General features: G+C 55.9%; 17 protein-coding genes. 16 read left to right on the plus strand and 1 reads right to left on the minus strand.

The annotated features are described in order from the left end of the window. Window positions 1–33 precede the first annotated feature (33 nt). The 15 genes from GS636_RS06675 (at window position 34) to GS636_RS06745 (ending at window position 11,666) form a co-directional block, all read left to right on the plus strand. A complete protein-coding gene (locus GS636_RS06675) occupies window positions 34–1,860 on the plus strand; it encodes a putative Na+/H+ antiporter (RefSeq protein WP_171668884.1) in 1,827 nt (608 codons plus the stop codon). A 273-nt stretch (window positions 1,861–2,133) separates the two neighbouring features. Further along, window positions 2,134–3,141 carry a zinc ribbon domain-containing protein gene (locus GS636_RS22645; RefSeq protein ID WP_171668885.1) on the plus strand — a complete coding sequence of 336 codons (1,008 nt, stop codon included), beginning with the start codon at window positions 2,134–2,136 and terminating at the stop codon, window positions 3,139–3,141. Window positions 3,142–3,343: 202 nt separating this feature from the next. Further along, the gene (locus GS636_RS06685; protein ID WP_171668886.1) at window positions 3,344–4,564 is read left to right on the plus strand and encodes an integrase family protein; all 1,221 of its coding nucleotides are present in this window, start codon (window positions 3,344–3,346) and stop codon (window positions 4,562–4,564) included. Then, a complete protein-coding gene (locus GS636_RS06690; RefSeq protein ID WP_171668887.1) occupies window positions 4,561–4,974 on the plus strand; it encodes a hypothetical protein in 414 nt (137 codons plus the stop codon). The genes GS636_RS06685 and GS636_RS06690 overlap by 4 nt, the downstream gene beginning before the upstream one ends. Before the next feature lie 75 nt (window positions 4,975–5,049). Beyond that, the gene (locus tag GS636_RS06695) at window positions 5,050–5,424 is read left to right on the plus strand and encodes a hypothetical protein (RefSeq protein ID WP_171668888.1); all 375 of its coding nucleotides are present in this window, start codon (window positions 5,050–5,052) and stop codon (window positions 5,422–5,424) included. Further along, complete coding sequence (locus GS636_RS06700) at window positions 5,421–5,672, plus strand: hypothetical protein (RefSeq protein WP_171668889.1); 252 nt, start codon at window positions 5,421–5,423, stop codon at window positions 5,670–5,672. Before GS636_RS06695 ends, GS636_RS06700 begins: the two co-directional genes overlap by 4 nt. Before the next feature lie 105 nt (window positions 5,673–5,777). Next, entirely contained in the window at window positions 5,778–6,002 is a 225-nt protein-coding gene (locus GS636_RS06705) for a hypothetical protein (protein ID WP_171668890.1), read from the plus strand. Then, window positions 5,999–6,529 (plus strand): hypothetical protein, encoded by a 531-nt coding sequence (locus GS636_RS06710; protein WP_171668891.1) that lies wholly within the window; start codon window positions 5,999–6,001, stop codon window positions 6,527–6,529. The genes GS636_RS06705 and GS636_RS06710 overlap by 4 nt, the downstream gene beginning before the upstream one ends. A gap of 1 nt (window position 6,530) precedes the next feature. Further along, on the plus strand, window positions 6,531–6,788 hold the full coding sequence (locus GS636_RS06715) for a hypothetical protein (RefSeq protein ID WP_171668892.1): 258 nt from the start codon (window positions 6,531–6,533) through the stop codon (window positions 6,786–6,788). 57 nt (window positions 6,789–6,845) lie between these two features. Beyond that, window positions 6,846–7,832, plus strand: coding sequence for a hypothetical protein (locus GS636_RS06720; RefSeq protein WP_171668893.1), 987 nt, complete (start codon window positions 6,846–6,848; stop codon window positions 7,830–7,832). Further along, window positions 7,825–9,651, plus strand: a complete 1,827-nt coding sequence (locus tag GS636_RS06725; protein ID WP_171668894.1) for a DUF5906 domain-containing protein — start codon at window positions 7,825–7,827, stop codon at window positions 9,649–9,651. Before GS636_RS06720 ends, GS636_RS06725 begins: the two co-directional genes overlap by 8 nt. Before the next feature lie 330 nt (window positions 9,652–9,981). After that, window positions 9,982–10,356 carry a hypothetical protein gene (locus tag GS636_RS06730; protein WP_171668895.1) on the plus strand — a complete coding sequence of 125 codons (375 nt, stop codon included), beginning with the start codon at window positions 9,982–9,984 and terminating at the stop codon, window positions 10,354–10,356. Next, window positions 10,319–10,819 (plus strand): hypothetical protein, encoded by a 501-nt coding sequence (locus GS636_RS06735; RefSeq protein ID WP_171668896.1) that lies wholly within the window; start codon window positions 10,319–10,321, stop codon window positions 10,817–10,819. Before GS636_RS06730 ends, GS636_RS06735 begins: the two co-directional genes overlap by 38 nt. 117 nt (window positions 10,820–10,936) lie before the next feature. Continuing rightward, window positions 10,937–11,131 carry a hypothetical protein gene (locus tag GS636_RS06740; protein ID WP_171668897.1) on the plus strand — a complete coding sequence of 65 codons (195 nt, stop codon included), beginning with the start codon at window positions 10,937–10,939 and terminating at the stop codon, window positions 11,129–11,131. A 16-nt stretch (window positions 11,132–11,147) separates the two neighbouring features. Then, the gene (locus tag GS636_RS06745) at window positions 11,148–11,666 is read left to right on the plus strand and encodes a hypothetical protein (RefSeq protein WP_171668898.1); all 519 of its coding nucleotides are present in this window, start codon (window positions 11,148–11,150) and stop codon (window positions 11,664–11,666) included. Between the two features lie 381 nt (window positions 11,667–12,047). On the opposite strand, the gene GS636_RS06750 is transcribed toward GS636_RS06745, so the two are convergent. Continuing rightward, window positions 12,048–12,695: a Crp/Fnr family transcriptional regulator gene (locus tag GS636_RS06750; RefSeq protein WP_171668899.1), complete on the minus strand. Its 648-nt coding sequence runs from the start codon at window positions 12,693–12,695 to the stop codon at window positions 12,048–12,050. Between the two features lie 167 nt (window positions 12,696–12,862). On the opposite strand from GS636_RS06750, the gene GS636_RS06755 reads away from it, so the two are divergent. Further along, window positions 12,863–13,771 carry a transporter gene (locus tag GS636_RS06755; RefSeq protein WP_171668900.1) on the plus strand — a complete coding sequence of 303 codons (909 nt, stop codon included), beginning with the start codon at window positions 12,863–12,865 and terminating at the stop codon, window positions 13,769–13,771. Window positions 13,772–13,812: the final 41 nt, after the last annotated feature.

Genomic DNA, 13,812 nt, shown 5'->3' on the forward strand with positions numbered 1-13,812 from the left:
GATCGAAAAAAGCCATTGGCATTGGGGGACGAAATGCAAAAAACACTGACAATAAATGCTCTCTATACCGTATGCGCCGCGACACTCTGCACGCTGTTTTTAGCGCTTTTGGCCGATCCTGTTCACGCGGCGGCCGCTTCGGGCAATAGCAATTTCCCCCCGAGTTTCGAATCCTACGGTGATGCTGATATGAAAGGTGTCGGAGCTATCCTCGCGCATCGAGTTTCTCAGGCTCCTTTCAACATTGTCGCAACACTTCTGTTCTTTGGCGCGATAGTTCACACCTTTATGGCGGCCAAATTCATGGAGAAGAGCGAACAGCTCCACCACGCACATGCAGAGAAAGTGGCCCGTGGCGAGCTCGATGAAAAGTCACGCGACATTCGCGCGGGCATTTACCACTTTTTCGGTGAGGTAGAGGTCATCTTCGGTCTTTGGGTCGTTCCTCTAGTCATTTCAATCGTGCTTTTTTATGATTGGCCCACCGTCGTCGAATACGTGAACCACGGCGTGAATTTGAACGAAGCAGCCTTCGTCATAGTCATAATGGTCCTCGCTTCGACACGACCAATTCTTAAACTCGCCGAGAGCTTGATGCTGCGTATTGCAAGCGTGATTGGTGGCACCCTCACGGCCTTTTGGATAACGGTAATGACCGTTGGGCCGTTGCTTGGATCATTTATCACGGAACCCGCCGCGATGACAATTTCAGCTGTATTGCTGTCTCAGCGGTTCTACGATCTCAGCCCCTCTGACAGGCTCAAATACGCGACCCTGGGACTGTTGTTTGTAAACGTATCAGTTGGTGGAACTCTGACGCACTTTGCAGCCCCTCCTGTGCTTATGGTCGCCGGCCCGTGGGACTGGGGCACCGGCTTTATGTTGAGCAACTTCGGCTGGAAAGCCATCATCGGTATATTGATAGCCAACACACTGTATTTCTTCGCATTCCGGTCGGAACTTCGCGATCTGCAAAAAGAATTTGCGGTTCGGTTGCTCAAGGAAGAAATCGCGCAAGTTCATGTACCAAGGGATCTGGTCGAACGGGAGTGGAAAGAGGCAACTGAGTTTGTTGAAGCTCGCGAAAATGCCAGCGAACAAATTGAGGAAGGTGTCAGACAGTTCGTAGATGAGGTTCAGAAACGAGCTTCGGCCAAACTGATACCTGAGCTGGAAGCGAAAGGTCTTGATCCTGAGCTTGTTCGAGAAGCCTTACACCGGCGTTTCGATGAGGTGGCGCTATACAGATTGCGTCAGCAAATGCCTTCTCTTTTGCCGGTCGATCAACAACCTGAATTTCACGACCCGGACTGGGACAAAAGAGAAGATTTAGTTCCAACTTGGATAACGGTGACCCATCTGGGCTTTATGGCTTGGACGATTGTGAACTCGCACCATGCCGCCTTTTTCATTCTCGGTTTCCTGTTTTTCCTGGGCTTCGCCAAGGTGACCGAGGAATATCAGAACGAGATAAAGCTCCAGCCTGCGATGCTCGTCGGTTTCTTCCTCGCAAGCCTCGTTATCCATGGTGGTGTTCAAGGTTGGTGGATTGCGCCGGTATTGCAGAGTTTGAACGCCGTGCAGCTGATGCTTGGCGCAACTGTTCTCACTGCGTTCAACGACAATGCTGCGATTACCCTTTTGGCTACGCTCGTTCCTGGATTTACAGACGAACTGAAATACGCCGTTGTCGCCGGGGCGGTAACCGGAGGTGGCCTCACTGTAATCGCCAATGCCCCCAACCCAGCGGGCCAATCCATCCTGAAGGGTCACTTTGGCAACGCCGTGTCCCCCGCTGGTTTGGTTAAGGCAGCAATCGTTCCGACGATCATATGTTGGCTTTGCTTTGCTCTTCTCTAAGTGCGCCAAGAGAATACAGTGTTCGGGTTTTGCCTGGTTAGCAGAACCGGATTGCTGAAACATGTCTAAGAGCTTCTTTGCGTCCACAATCGTTGCATTGGTGTTTTCTGTATTTTGCCACCCATCGTCGGCTGATCAGGTAGTGGACATATTTGGACGCGATATAAGGGCGAATGCCAGAACGGATACTATTCCTTCAGCCGCTTGCCGGTTGGCTACCTGTATGTTCGTTCGGACAATCGAGGGCGAAAAAAGGTTGTAAGGGACGAGCCCGTGGCATCCATTCTATCAGAGTTGTTGTCAGGGTTTGCCGCTGGTCGCTTCGAAACTGTGGGAGAAGCCAAATCGTTCCTCGAGAATGATCCTACATTCATGCGCTCTATCGGGAAAAGCAGACTTACATACTCATACGTTTCAGCGATATTGCGGCGCTCGATATATGCAGGGCACTACAGCAACCTCAAGTGGAGAATTCCACTCACCAAAGGAAAGCATTCTGCACTGATCTCTTATGAGGAACATCAGAAGATTCTGAAGCGTTTGGATGGGAAGGTGGTGGCTCGTGTCCGGCAAGATGTCAGCGAGGATTTTCCTCTCCGTGGGTTCGTCCTTTGTGAAGCTTGCGGGAACTTCATGACCGCGAATTGGTCAGGAGGAAGATCAAAGCACTATCCTTACTACATTTGCCGAAAATACGGATGCAGCAGGGCCGGAAAGTCAATTCGAAGAGAGCAGATTGAAGGTGAGTTCGAATTCTTGTTAGGCCAGATTCAACCCGAGCCTGGTTTCGTGAAGGTCTTTTCCCAAATGCTACGAGATGCGTGGGAGCTTCGGAGGCTCAAGGATAGACAGTCACGTAAGGAGCGCAGAAAGCGAATCTCTCAGATAAACAGTGAAATTGAAAAAACGACTGACAAGTACGTAGACACAGAGGTGGAAGTTGTGTCTTCGGCCTTGGAGAGAAAGCTAGAAAAACTACACAACGAAAAGGCCCATGAGGAGCACAAATTAAGAGAATTCGACCAAAACAGCCCAGACTTCTCAGATGCGTTCGAACCGGCAATGCGGATTCTCTCAAGCCCTTTTGATATATGGAAAAAGTCAACGCTCGAATGGCGAAAATCTATGCTTCGAATGATCTTTGCCGCTCCAGCGGTTTATAGCCATAAACAAGGATTTCGAACCGTGAAACTGACTTTACCTTTCAGAGCGTTAGCGGATTGCAACGCTTCTGAGTCTGGTTTGGTGCCCCCACACGGACTCGAACCGCGGACCTACTGATTACAAATCAGGTTTAAGGGTGTCCCAAGCCGGTTAGACGTATCTAGTCATATCGAAAAATATCATTGCTTTGCAGGTTGTAGGCCTTGTAGACCCCCTAATTATTGCCTAAATGCGACGTCATATCGAAACATATCGAAACGCATCATATCCCAGAGCGGGACACATTTGGGACACACCGGAATAATTTGGGGGTACAGCAATGTCCAAGTTGAAACTGAAAGAGGCCCTGCCGGATACGGGCCGGGGCACATGGCGGGACAAGACCACGCCGGGTTTGGAACTGATCGGCAACAAGACCGGCGCAAGCTGGTTCCTGCGCTATCGGGTGAGCGGCAAACGTATCCGCGACAAGCTGGGCCGTTGGCCCGGTCTGGACCTGAACGACGCGCGCAAGGTGGCCAAGGTCAAACTGGCTGCTGTGGCAACCTCTGCCGCTGCTGGCGTCAACGTTTCCGAGCAACGTGCCGCCGCCAAGGCCGAGGAAAAGCGTCTGGCAGAAGCGCCGACGCTAGAGGCCGCGCTGGGCACCTATGACGCTGCCCGCTTGCAGCACCAGAAACGCGGCAAGGACGGCCTGAACCAGATCGCGTGGGTGATCGAACCGTTCAAGACAAAACGCCCGCATGAGGTCAAACTGGCCGACGTATTGCGCCGTCTGGACCTGAAACGGGAAACCGCACCCTCTGCCGCTGCCGCGTCGCTGCGTGTCATGAAGCCGTTCACCAAATGGCTGCATGAACGCGGATATGCGGACGACGACATTCTGGCCGGTCAGAAGACCGAACAGACCAGACGCCGCGCCCGTGTGCTGTCCCTGTCCGAACTGGGACAGGTGGCGAACGCAGTTGATAACCTGCCGGTTGCGTCCAAGCGCGCACGCGGGGTTCTGCAAACCATTCTGGCGACGGGCCAGCGTATCAATCAGGTTGGGGGAATGCGCCGCGCTGACGTCGATCTGGACGCCCGCCTGTGGAACATCCAGCCCGAGCAATCCAAGAACGACGACCCGCACCAAGTCCCGCTGAATGACCGGGCCGTGGCCGCGATCCGCGCGGCGATGGACAGTCACAAGGGCGAATACGTTTTCGGCGACAGGGGCCGCACCCCGTTTTCGGGCTGGTCGAAAGCCCGTCGCATCCTTGACCGTGAACTGGATCAAGAGGGCTGGGACGGCTGGACGTGGCACGATGTGCGCCGGACGCTGGCAACCCAGCTTGCCGAACACGGTCTGGCCGCTGAAAGCACCTGTGACCTGATCCTGAACCACAAGGCCAGCGCAACGCGCGGCGGGATCACGGGCGTTTACCAATTGTCGAAACAACTGCCCGCCAAGCGTCAGGCCATGGACGCGTGGGGCGGTCTGATTGATCAGGCTGCCGCCATGGCATCCGGTGAAAACGTCGTGGGGATTGAGGCATGACCGAAGACAACTTTGAGGGTGCTGAAATGATCGCAACCACATCGACGGGCCAAGAGGTCACGTTCACTGAAATGTCGGAGGCGTTCGCCATGGCGTCGGACATATCTGGCGGGCTGAACACGTGGCCCGCTTACACTCGCAAGAAAGACGGTGCCGCCCTGATGTTCATAAACATGCTGGACAAGTTGGGGCCTCACATGCTGCCACAGGGCGATCTTGAGGTTGTCCGCGCAGGTTTTATGGACGTTCTGGCAGACGCACTTTGGAACGAATCGGGCGACGATCCAGACAAGGCGCAAAAATCCATGCAGCAAGCCGTCTGGCGGCTGCGCACGCGCCTAGAGGGCGACGGTTTGGACCATAAAAAACTAGGTCTTACGACGGCGAAAGGAGCGAAAATCTCATTGTAGAGTGGCTGTAGAAACAGCCGCCCCCGAATCTGTTTAGCTGGGTTCCACATCGTAACAAGTGTGGAGCCCTTTTTTATGGAACCCGTAAAAACCCTGCCGGTGCAGTGGCCTCTGTCAAAGATCGCATACGCGGTCACACAGACGGTTTTCCCGGTCAAAGTCCCTACCCTCAAAACGCCTCGCTGGCCTTTCCTGAAAAGCAAAGTGTCTTCCGTGATCTGCGGCGATCCTGCCGAGGCTCTGGCCGTGGCCGTCGCCAAGCTACCCAAGGACAAGCCCGTCCTGCGCCAGAAGGCAATCGACAATATCGCACTGGCCTATGGCGACGCTGCCGCCGAACGCGTGCGGGAATATCTGCCTGTCGCGCAGGTGGCCGTAGACGAGGCCGAGGGACCGGGGCGCGGCATGAACAGCCCGAACCCGAAACCACCAGCGGAGACGGCAGCGTGAGCAACACCAGACGGTTCTACACCGACAAGGACCAGAAACGGATCGCTGGCCAGATCAAGACCGCACAGGCTGCCCTGCGCAACGCGCTGGAAGTCTCTGAAGCGGTGTTCAAGAGCATCATTGAAGCCAACGCCCTGCAAGGCAACTGGGTCGGCCCACCCATGGCCGAAGCCAACCGCAAACTCAGCGAGGCCTTGGACGATCTGGAACAGGCGGCAGAGAAAAACGCGAAAAGACCCGGCGACTAAACCGGGCCTTCTCTTCAATGGAAACCTTAGGCTTTGGGGGCCAGTATCCACAGGTACAGCACCGACAGGATACCGACCAGAGCCGCGTCTGACAAGGACAGCACTGTGAACGGTAATACCGAACCAACCCACATCGAAATTCAGGCCGCGAAAAGCGACATGCAGTCTGTGATCATGCACTACGAGGACGCCGCCAGACGGCTTGAATGCGCCTTGGCCTTACTCGCCCTGCACAACACCCCGAACCTGCGCCGTGAGCGCACCAGAGCGGCGCGTGCGCGGTCGTACCTGCTGGACGGGGTCAGCGATTTGAAGGATTTCTGCAAATGAGCAAACGCGGCGAAACCAAGCTGACCGGATACAAAAAGAATCTGGTCGACACGCCACCCGAACCGGCTGCCGCAATCGCGCCGATCCTGCGCGCATCTGGCGGGATTTACACCGAGCCCTGCGGCGGTGCCGGGTCGCTTATCAAGCATCTGACCGAACTGGGCGTGGCCTGTGGTGAAGCCTTCGACATAGAGCCGCGCACAGCGGACGTGGAAGTCGGAGACGCCCGCACGCGGGTGCCCCGGTACGTCAGCGCCACAAACCCGCCCTACGAGCGCGCTCTGCTGATGCCGATCTTGCGTGCCGCTTGCGACTGGCCCCTGCCGAGTTGGTGGCTGATCCCGCACGACGTCCTTGCAAATCGCTATTTCGCCGAGGTCGCCACCCACGTGGACAACCTTCTGCCAGTCGGGCGCGTGAGTTGGATCAGGAACCCAGACGGCAGCCCAACCGGGCCGGGGTTCGAAAATTACACATGGGTGCGCCTCAATTGCGAAGCATCCGGTTTCATCTTTCGGAGGCTTTGACATGCGACGCACACCCATAGACCCCGCCACCACAAAACCCGTCGGCGCACGCCGCTCACAATCACAGGAAGCCGCCCACCGGGCCAAGGTTCATCTGGCCAGAGCGATTGAGCAGTTGGAACAGGCAGAGGCCAAACTGGGACCGTATGCGGGCCGGTCTTTCATGCGGCAAGCCGTGGAAACACTGCGCGAAGGCCGCAACACCTGCCGCGATGCAATGCAACGGGTCGAGGACTACAGCCTTGGCCGTCGGAAGTAATACACCACCGCCCGCGAAATCAGAGGCTAACCGGGCCAACAACAGGGACAGCACCCAATGGAACCGCAAGAGTTCTTACACCGTCTTTTCGATCCGCGCCGGTATCCGGTCGCGCCAACGGAAAGCGTCTGTATCGGTCAACAACGCAGTGACGGCAAGTTCGTCGCAATCCCGTGGCCCTATCGAAAGGTCAGGGGCAAATACACGCACTACGGCGTGAGCCTTTTTGAGTGGAACACGCCCGCCACCGCGCGCGATTTCCGACGGCGGTTGAACCGCTGGACCGGCACGGCAGTCATAGGGCTGGACGACGTGGGCGAGGTCAAGCACGGCAAGCTGATCAAGGAACCACCCGTCAAACCAACCGCGATCATCGAAACGAAACCGGGCAGCCAGCAATGGATTTACGCCCTGACCGAAATCTGCCGGGACGCCACACTGGTGGAAACGATCATGGAAAGCGCAGCCCAAGGCGGGATCACGGACACAGGCGTGAAAGACCGCACGCGCATCCTCAGGCTGCCGGGATCAATCAAACCGGGCAAAGACACCAAGGCCCGTCTGGTCTGGGCCGACTGGGACAGGCGATTTAACGCCTCTGTGCTGGTCGAAAAGGGCTTTCAGGTGCCAGTGGTCGAACGACATGCATCCCCCACGTTCACGCCCACGCACGCTGGCCCTGTGGCGGTCGCGCCAAACGGCGATCCCATGCTGGAATGGCTGGTTGCGAACAACATGGTGCTGGGCAACCCGGTGACGGCTGGATGGGTGCCGATCCTCTGCCCTTGGTACGAGGAACACACCAACGCGGCACAGGGCGGGACATACTACCACCCGCCCACGTCGGCAGACGAGACACGGGCGTTCAATTGCTACCACGACGCGTGCAAGAGGCGCGACAGACGGTCTGGTGCGTTCCGCGACCACCTGCGCGACATGGGCGCACCCGTGGTCCCGGTCCTAGGCGACGCACTCGCCGCAAACACCGGCAAAAAGCGCACGCTCAGCGCACAGGCAATGGCAAGGATTTTCGGGGATGGCTGAATATACAAACGACGAAAACCGCGCTTGGATGCGCGAAGAAATGACCCGTATCGCGAACCTGCCGGAAATGGATCACGAACCGGAATTGCAACGCCTGATGGCAGAGGCCAAAGCCAGAGGGTACAAGCAGCGCATCACCGCACTGCGCGGCATGTTAAGCCAGATGATCAAAAGCGGCGGTGGGGTTTCGGAGAAAGACCAGAAACGCGCCGAGGACGGGAAAGGGTTTCAAGACCGAACCGACCTGATCGACAGATACGACCACACGGAAACAGCAGAGGTATTTCTGCACAGGTTCTATTCGCACGCGGTCAAAACCACCAACGGCACGGCGCGGTGGGAATACACTCTGGGCACGTGGCAGGGCGCGTTCTACAGGTGGCAGGGCGCACACTGGTCGCCAACAGAACCCGGCACCGGCACCGCACCAAGCGAAATCGCCCGCGAGATTTACCGATGGATGGCAAAAGATTGCTACATCCTTGTTCCTAATCCCGGTGGCCCACCCATTCCGGCACCCGCAGAACCCGACCGCAAATGGCTGGCCGAAGTGGTCACAGCCGTGCAAACCCTGACGGAAATCAACCAACTCGGTTGGCAGATGAAGGAACCGCCATTCGAGCGGGCCATGGTCTTTGCCAACGGCATTCTGGACGTGGACACCCTGCGGTTGGTCAAACCAACACCGCTCTTTTTCAACACCATATCCGTTGACGCCAATTGGAACACAAACGCCAAACCGCTGCATGAAACGCCGTTCAAGGATTATCTGGACGACTGCTGCGTATACCCCAACGGACACGGGCAGGACCAGATCACGCTCTTGCAGGAGATCACCGGCTACCTGATGGCAACCGACACGGCGGCGCAGAAAGGATTCATGCTGATCGGCGTCAAACGATCCGGCAAAGGCACCTATGGACGACTGCTGAACAAGCTGCTGGGCACCGTCGCCAATATCAAAACACGGTCCTTTGAAGCCACCGCAGGAATGCAGAACCTGATCGACAAAACGCTGGCGATCAACGCCGATATGCGGATCAACCCCAAAACCGGCACATCCGACCTGACGGAAGCCCTGTTGTCCATTATCGGCGAAGACCCGCAAACCGTGCCGCGCAAGTATTTGCCGGACTGGAACGGCACCCTGTCGGTTCGGTTCCTGATCATGTCAAACTCAACGCCACAAATGCGCGACAGCGACGGAGTGCTGGCATCCCGGTTTATTTTTGTCGAGTTCCCGAACAGCTTTTACGGCATCGAAGACCCCGGCTTGCTGGCCCGGCTCTGGGATCACCGCGACAGCTTCGTGCAGTGGGCATTCGAGGGCTATAAACGGCTGGTCACGAACCACTACCAATTCTCACTGTCCGCGACACACAACTTAATGAGCAGTGAGGCGGAAGTGCAGCAAGACCCCGTGGGCATGTTCTTGCGCGATATGGTGGAGTTCACCGGAGAGCAAGACGACGCAATTGCCGTCGCCGACCTGTTTGCCGTGTTTCACACCTACTGCCTGAACGCCAATGTCGCCGGATACAGTAAGGAGGGCTTCGGTAAGCAAATGACCAAAAAGGCGCGATCAATCCGAGGTATCAAAAAAGGCCACGTATCATTTAACCGGCGACGCGATAACGGCACGCCGTTTAAAACCAACGCGGTTGCATGGCGCGGGTTGAAGTTCAAAACCAAATTCAGCGATGCCGAAATGCAGCAGATGCACAACGACGTCCAACTGCACAATGACGAGATCATGACGCGCGTTGTCGTGGTGGACAGAGCAGACCAAGACGGAAACGAGGGCGAAAATGCAGCTTGAGGCGCATTCCAGACCGATTTGCCCACCTTAGCCGGTCAGGCGGCGGGTTCTGGTTGAACACGTGCCGAAAACGCACAACCAGAGCAGAGTAAAATTGAGGGGTTTGATACCCTGAGAGCTAGCACAGTACTGTAGTTATATAGGGAAATTTATAAATTCAAAAAACATACCTTTTATATATAGAGCCACAGTACTGTGCTAACCCTCAACCCCTCAAATCCATCAACCCAAAAGGCCGGTTTTTGGACGGTTTTTCGACCAATCTGGAGCCGCCCCGGCAGGATAACGTACCATAACGTCGCAAACGGGACAGGAGTTTAGCCGGTGAAAATGCCGCCCTACCATAGCCACCTGAATGATGAAATCGAACTGGCCCGTGCGCTGCGCATCATACTGGACGGAAGCCCGAAAGACGCTCTGGAATTGCGCAAAACCGCCGTTACAGCCGCCCGACTATCCGCCCGGTTAGGCTGCGTGACTGGCGAGAACACAAGGGCAATTTTGCGTGTAATATTAGGGCTTTCCAAGCATCCAGACGCCCTGAAACTGATGCACGAAATCGGGCAGCCGGGGGACATAGTTGACTGGGCACTGGACCGTTATGCACAATGGTTCGAAAGCTGGTGTGCAACACCGGGAGAGGATCAAACAGACGAGGTTCTGGAACATGTCGAGGACATGCGCAATCTGCAATCAGGGCAGTGAGGTCAGAGCCCAAGTTGATAAGGCTCTGGCGGATAACGTCGCTTTACGTCGCATAGCGTCACAGGCAGGGGTCAGTGATGCCTCAGTCCGACGCCATAGGGACAATTGTGAGCCGCTGAACGCGGTCGTCGAAGCGCACCAGCAAGCGGTCGAAGAGCAGATCAAAAAGGATGCAGTGCCGTCAATCGACCTGCCGTTTTACTTCGACGTGCTGGAACGCAGCACCCGAGTCGCAGTCACCATTGCCGAAGACACCAAAGCCGAACCGTCCGTGCGCGTGTCCGCCGCAAAGGCTGCCGGGTCAATCGCTGGCGGCGTGGTCCGAACGGCTGCCGAGGAAATGCACCGGCAAGAGGTCAAGCGTAGGCTGGACGAACTGAGCGCCAAGGCCGAGGCCCAACTGGTCGAAATGGAGCCCGAGCCCGAAGCGGTCGGGTTTGACGACATTCTGGCGGCAGAATAGCGGGACCGCCTTATTCCCAATCAGATGCTATAACCCAAATTACCTAATATATTCAATATATTAACATGATGTCTGAAAGACCTTGCCCCAAGGGTGTCCCGTTTGTAGGCTGAAACCATGGGAAAAGCAGCAACAAACAAGGACATTCTGGACAGGCTGGACCAGATCGAACGCGCGTTCGGTAAGAAGCCTGACGACGTGCCGCAGGCCGAACAGGATGCAAAAGAGTTCGACAATCTGATTGAGGGGTATCTGGTCAGGGACGATCCGACACCGGCTGATCCGTACCGGGCGAGTAAATGGACGATCTAAAAGGGGATTTCGAGCAATGACGACCCGAAATGCCTCACGTTACGCGAAATACCCTGACAACCCGCTGTTGGCGAAGCAGCGCGGTGGTGGGTTCAATCCTCAACTGCTGAACATGTACCTGTCATGCCTACCGCCTGACGTGGCCGCTGATTACCGGGCAATGGTTGACATAGATGGGTCTGATCCTGCTGCACGTCAGAGGCGGTATTACTGGCGCAAGAAGGTGCTGCGCGAGTTGACCGAACACTTTGGACCGATGCTTGCCCCTGACAACTGGAACTTTCGGTTCGGGTGTTTCTATTGCGGCACCGAATTTACGCCACACCGGAAAGGCCACGTGTTCTGCACACCGACCTGCCGCAAGAACAGCCATCGGTTCTGGAAGGGTGAGAAGCGACGGGCCTTCAAATTGTCTGACCAGTACGAGCGCGCCAATGCGATTATTGCGATGGCGTTGGGTCGGTCTGACAGGCTCAAGCGGATCAAGTCCAGATTTGAGCGCATTGCGCGTTTGTATGACGAGGCCCACACATGACGAGTTTGCACCGAAGCCCAGCCGAGTTTCTGGCAGCCCTGGCCCCGAGACGCACAGGCTAAGTTTCTGGAAGACCAGTTATTGCAGTTTACCCCTTCTGGCTACATGGGCCGTTACAGCCCCGCCCTTGGTTGCGGCCCCCGGTCGCCCCGGATCGCTTAAAACGCAGCTCTCGCAATACCACATTGACGATGCAATCGGCTGATGGTTGCTTTCACCAAAACCGGTCATTCGTACAAAGCGTAGCGAACGACGGCTTCGAGCCCAGAGGAGACCTAATACAAATGGTTGAACGGTCGTTGTGGTCAAACAGTCACGGAAAGACAAACACTGACGGTCCTACTATCCAATCGTTCGAAACGAAGTTGTTAATTCAAAACACTAGGGCGCCAAAAGTCTTATGCTCCGATACGACCTTTCGATCTGTCCCTCCTCTTCCAGGGCAGACAGAAGCCGAGATATGCTGCCTCGAGACAAAGCACACATAACAGCCAATTCATCTTGGGACAAAGGCAGCGACTGTTCCGGTTCAATACTCTTCGAAAGACGTTTCAAGACGGCCAGAAAGCGTTCCCGTGGTTTGCGGATCATCAAGTCACGCGCGACTTGTATCGCGACGCCATTGTTCAGCGCAGATAGGCCTGCCAAGGCTCTCCAAAGCGTGGCGTCACGCGCGGCAGTTTGTTCCAGCGATGCACGGGAGACAGAATAGAGCCTCGCAGTCTCGGACAGCACCGTGACACCAACCTGCCGGCGCATGCCCAAGAGCGCCGCGCTTTCGCCAAACCATGCTCCAACGCCAAACAACTGGCCGTAGACAACGCCTGTATCACCATCGTCGGTCCGGATCGCAACAATCCCGCTTTGCACACCATAAATCCCGCCTGGTGGGTCGTCGAACTCATAGATCAGGGCGTCGCGTTTGAAACTCACTTCCGTCGCGCGTGCCAGAAGTGTTTCGGCAATACCATTAGGGATTTGCGACAACCATGCGGAAGAAGAGATAGCCTGTTGCGCTTTTTTGCTCATTTTTCCTCCAAGATTGTGCGCAGAGTTACAATCATGGGTAAGGCCTCGTCTAGCCTACATCACAGCATATTGATCTGATTGGTAGAGGATTCGTGGCAAGATCTTTTAAGAAACTTCTGATTTGTTTAATTTTTCCTTGGCTCCTAGATGCGCGTGACGCGGCTGCGGTGGAGGGAGGAATCGAAACCTACCTGTTGGGCAGCCGTGACAGCTTTGCCGGGATATTGCCGCCGCCGGGAAACTACTGGAACAACGACTTCGTGTTTTTCAGCGGCAGCGCGCCAACCTTCAATTCAGGTGGGATCGTGGCAACAGGTGCCGAGATCGATGTCTTTACGTACAAGTTTAATTTTACCCATGTTTTTAGGGAAACCTGGGGTGATACGCGGCTGGGGCTGAATATCAACGTTCCTTATGTTTCTGCGGACGGCACGTACAATGAAGTGCTGGGAACGGGGTTTTCTGGTCGGATCGAAGACACCGGGGAGAATGCCTTTGGTGATATCACCCTGACACCATTGATGAACTGGTCACGCGGCAAGTTGAACACAATGCTTGCCCTTCAGTTCTTTCTGCCAACCGGCAGCTACAGCACGGCGCAGGTTGACGTGCCGGGCCGCACGATTAGCGCATTGAACGCCGGTAAGAACCGGTTTGCCTTCGACCCGACCATTTCTATGACCTGGTTCGATCCGGCTACGGGTTGGGAATACACGGGCGCACTGGGCGTGACATTCAGTGAGAAGAACGATGCAACGGATTATCAGACTGCGCCAGAAATGCACTTGGAAGCCACCGTCATGCGGCACTTGCCAAACAAACTGGCGCTCGGTGTCACCGGATATGCCTATCAACAGCTAGGTGAGGATAGTGGAGCGGGGGCGGAGTCGATCCGCCAGCTCACCGGGTCGGAAAGCCTCAAAGCGCGGGTGTACGGTGCGGGTCCTATCGTCAGCTGGAGCACCGCTATTGGCAAAACACCAGTGACGTTCAAAGCCAAGTATATCAGCGAATTTGGAGCCAAGCGTCGGTTTGAAAGCGACAAGCTCTGGATCACCTTGGGGCTCGTGTTCTGATGCGCGCCGCGTGCTTTTTGAGCGTTTTGTGTCTCGTTTCC

Origin of the sequence: Ruegeria sp. HKCCD4884, from assembly GCF_013110855.1 — a bacterium.
In the GTDB taxonomy this organism is placed as follows: domain Bacteria; phylum Pseudomonadota; class Alphaproteobacteria; order Rhodobacterales; family Rhodobacteraceae; genus Ruegeria.

What these genes read in the sequence shown, in the direction of transcription:
- GS636_RS06730 (WP_171668895.1), top strand. Translation starts at nt 9,982, where the DNA reads ATGCCGCCCTACCATAGCCACCTGAATGATGAAATCGAACTGGCCCGT.
- GS636_RS06675 (WP_171668884.1), top strand. Translation starts at nt 34, where the DNA reads ATGCAAAAAACACTGACAATAAATGCTCTCTATACCGTATGCGCCGCG.
- GS636_RS06695 (WP_171668888.1), top strand. Translation starts at nt 5,050, where the DNA reads ATGGAACCCGTAAAAACCCTGCCGGTGCAGTGGCCTCTGTCAAAGATC.
- GS636_RS06690 (WP_171668887.1), top strand. Translation starts at nt 4,561, where the DNA reads ATGACCGAAGACAACTTTGAGGGTGCTGAAATGATCGCAACCACATCG.
- GS636_RS06740 (WP_171668897.1), top strand. Translation starts at nt 10,937, where the DNA reads ATGGGAAAAGCAGCAACAAACAAGGACATTCTGGACAGGCTGGACCAG.
- GS636_RS06720 (WP_171668893.1), top strand. Translation starts at nt 6,846, where the DNA reads ATGGAACCGCAAGAGTTCTTACACCGTCTTTTCGATCCGCGCCGGTAT.
- GS636_RS06715 (WP_171668892.1), top strand. Translation starts at nt 6,531, where the DNA reads ATGCGACGCACACCCATAGACCCCGCCACCACAAAACCCGTCGGCGCA.
- GS636_RS06725 (WP_171668894.1), top strand. Translation starts at nt 7,825, where the DNA reads ATGGCTGAATATACAAACGACGAAAACCGCGCTTGGATGCGCGAAGAA.
- GS636_RS06745 (WP_171668898.1), top strand. Translation starts at nt 11,148, where the DNA reads ATGACGACCCGAAATGCCTCACGTTACGCGAAATACCCTGACAACCCG.
- GS636_RS06710 (WP_171668891.1), top strand. Translation starts at nt 5,999, where the DNA reads ATGAGCAAACGCGGCGAAACCAAGCTGACCGGATACAAAAAGAATCTG.
- GS636_RS06685 (WP_171668886.1), top strand. Translation starts at nt 3,344, where the DNA reads ATGTCCAAGTTGAAACTGAAAGAGGCCCTGCCGGATACGGGCCGGGGC.
- GS636_RS06735 (WP_171668896.1), top strand. Translation starts at nt 10,319, where the DNA reads ATGTCGAGGACATGCGCAATCTGCAATCAGGGCAGTGAGGTCAGAGCC.
- GS636_RS06750 (WP_171668899.1), bottom strand. Translation starts at nt 12,695, where the DNA reads ATGAGCAAAAAAGCGCAACAGGCTATCTCTTCTTCCGCATGGTTGTCG.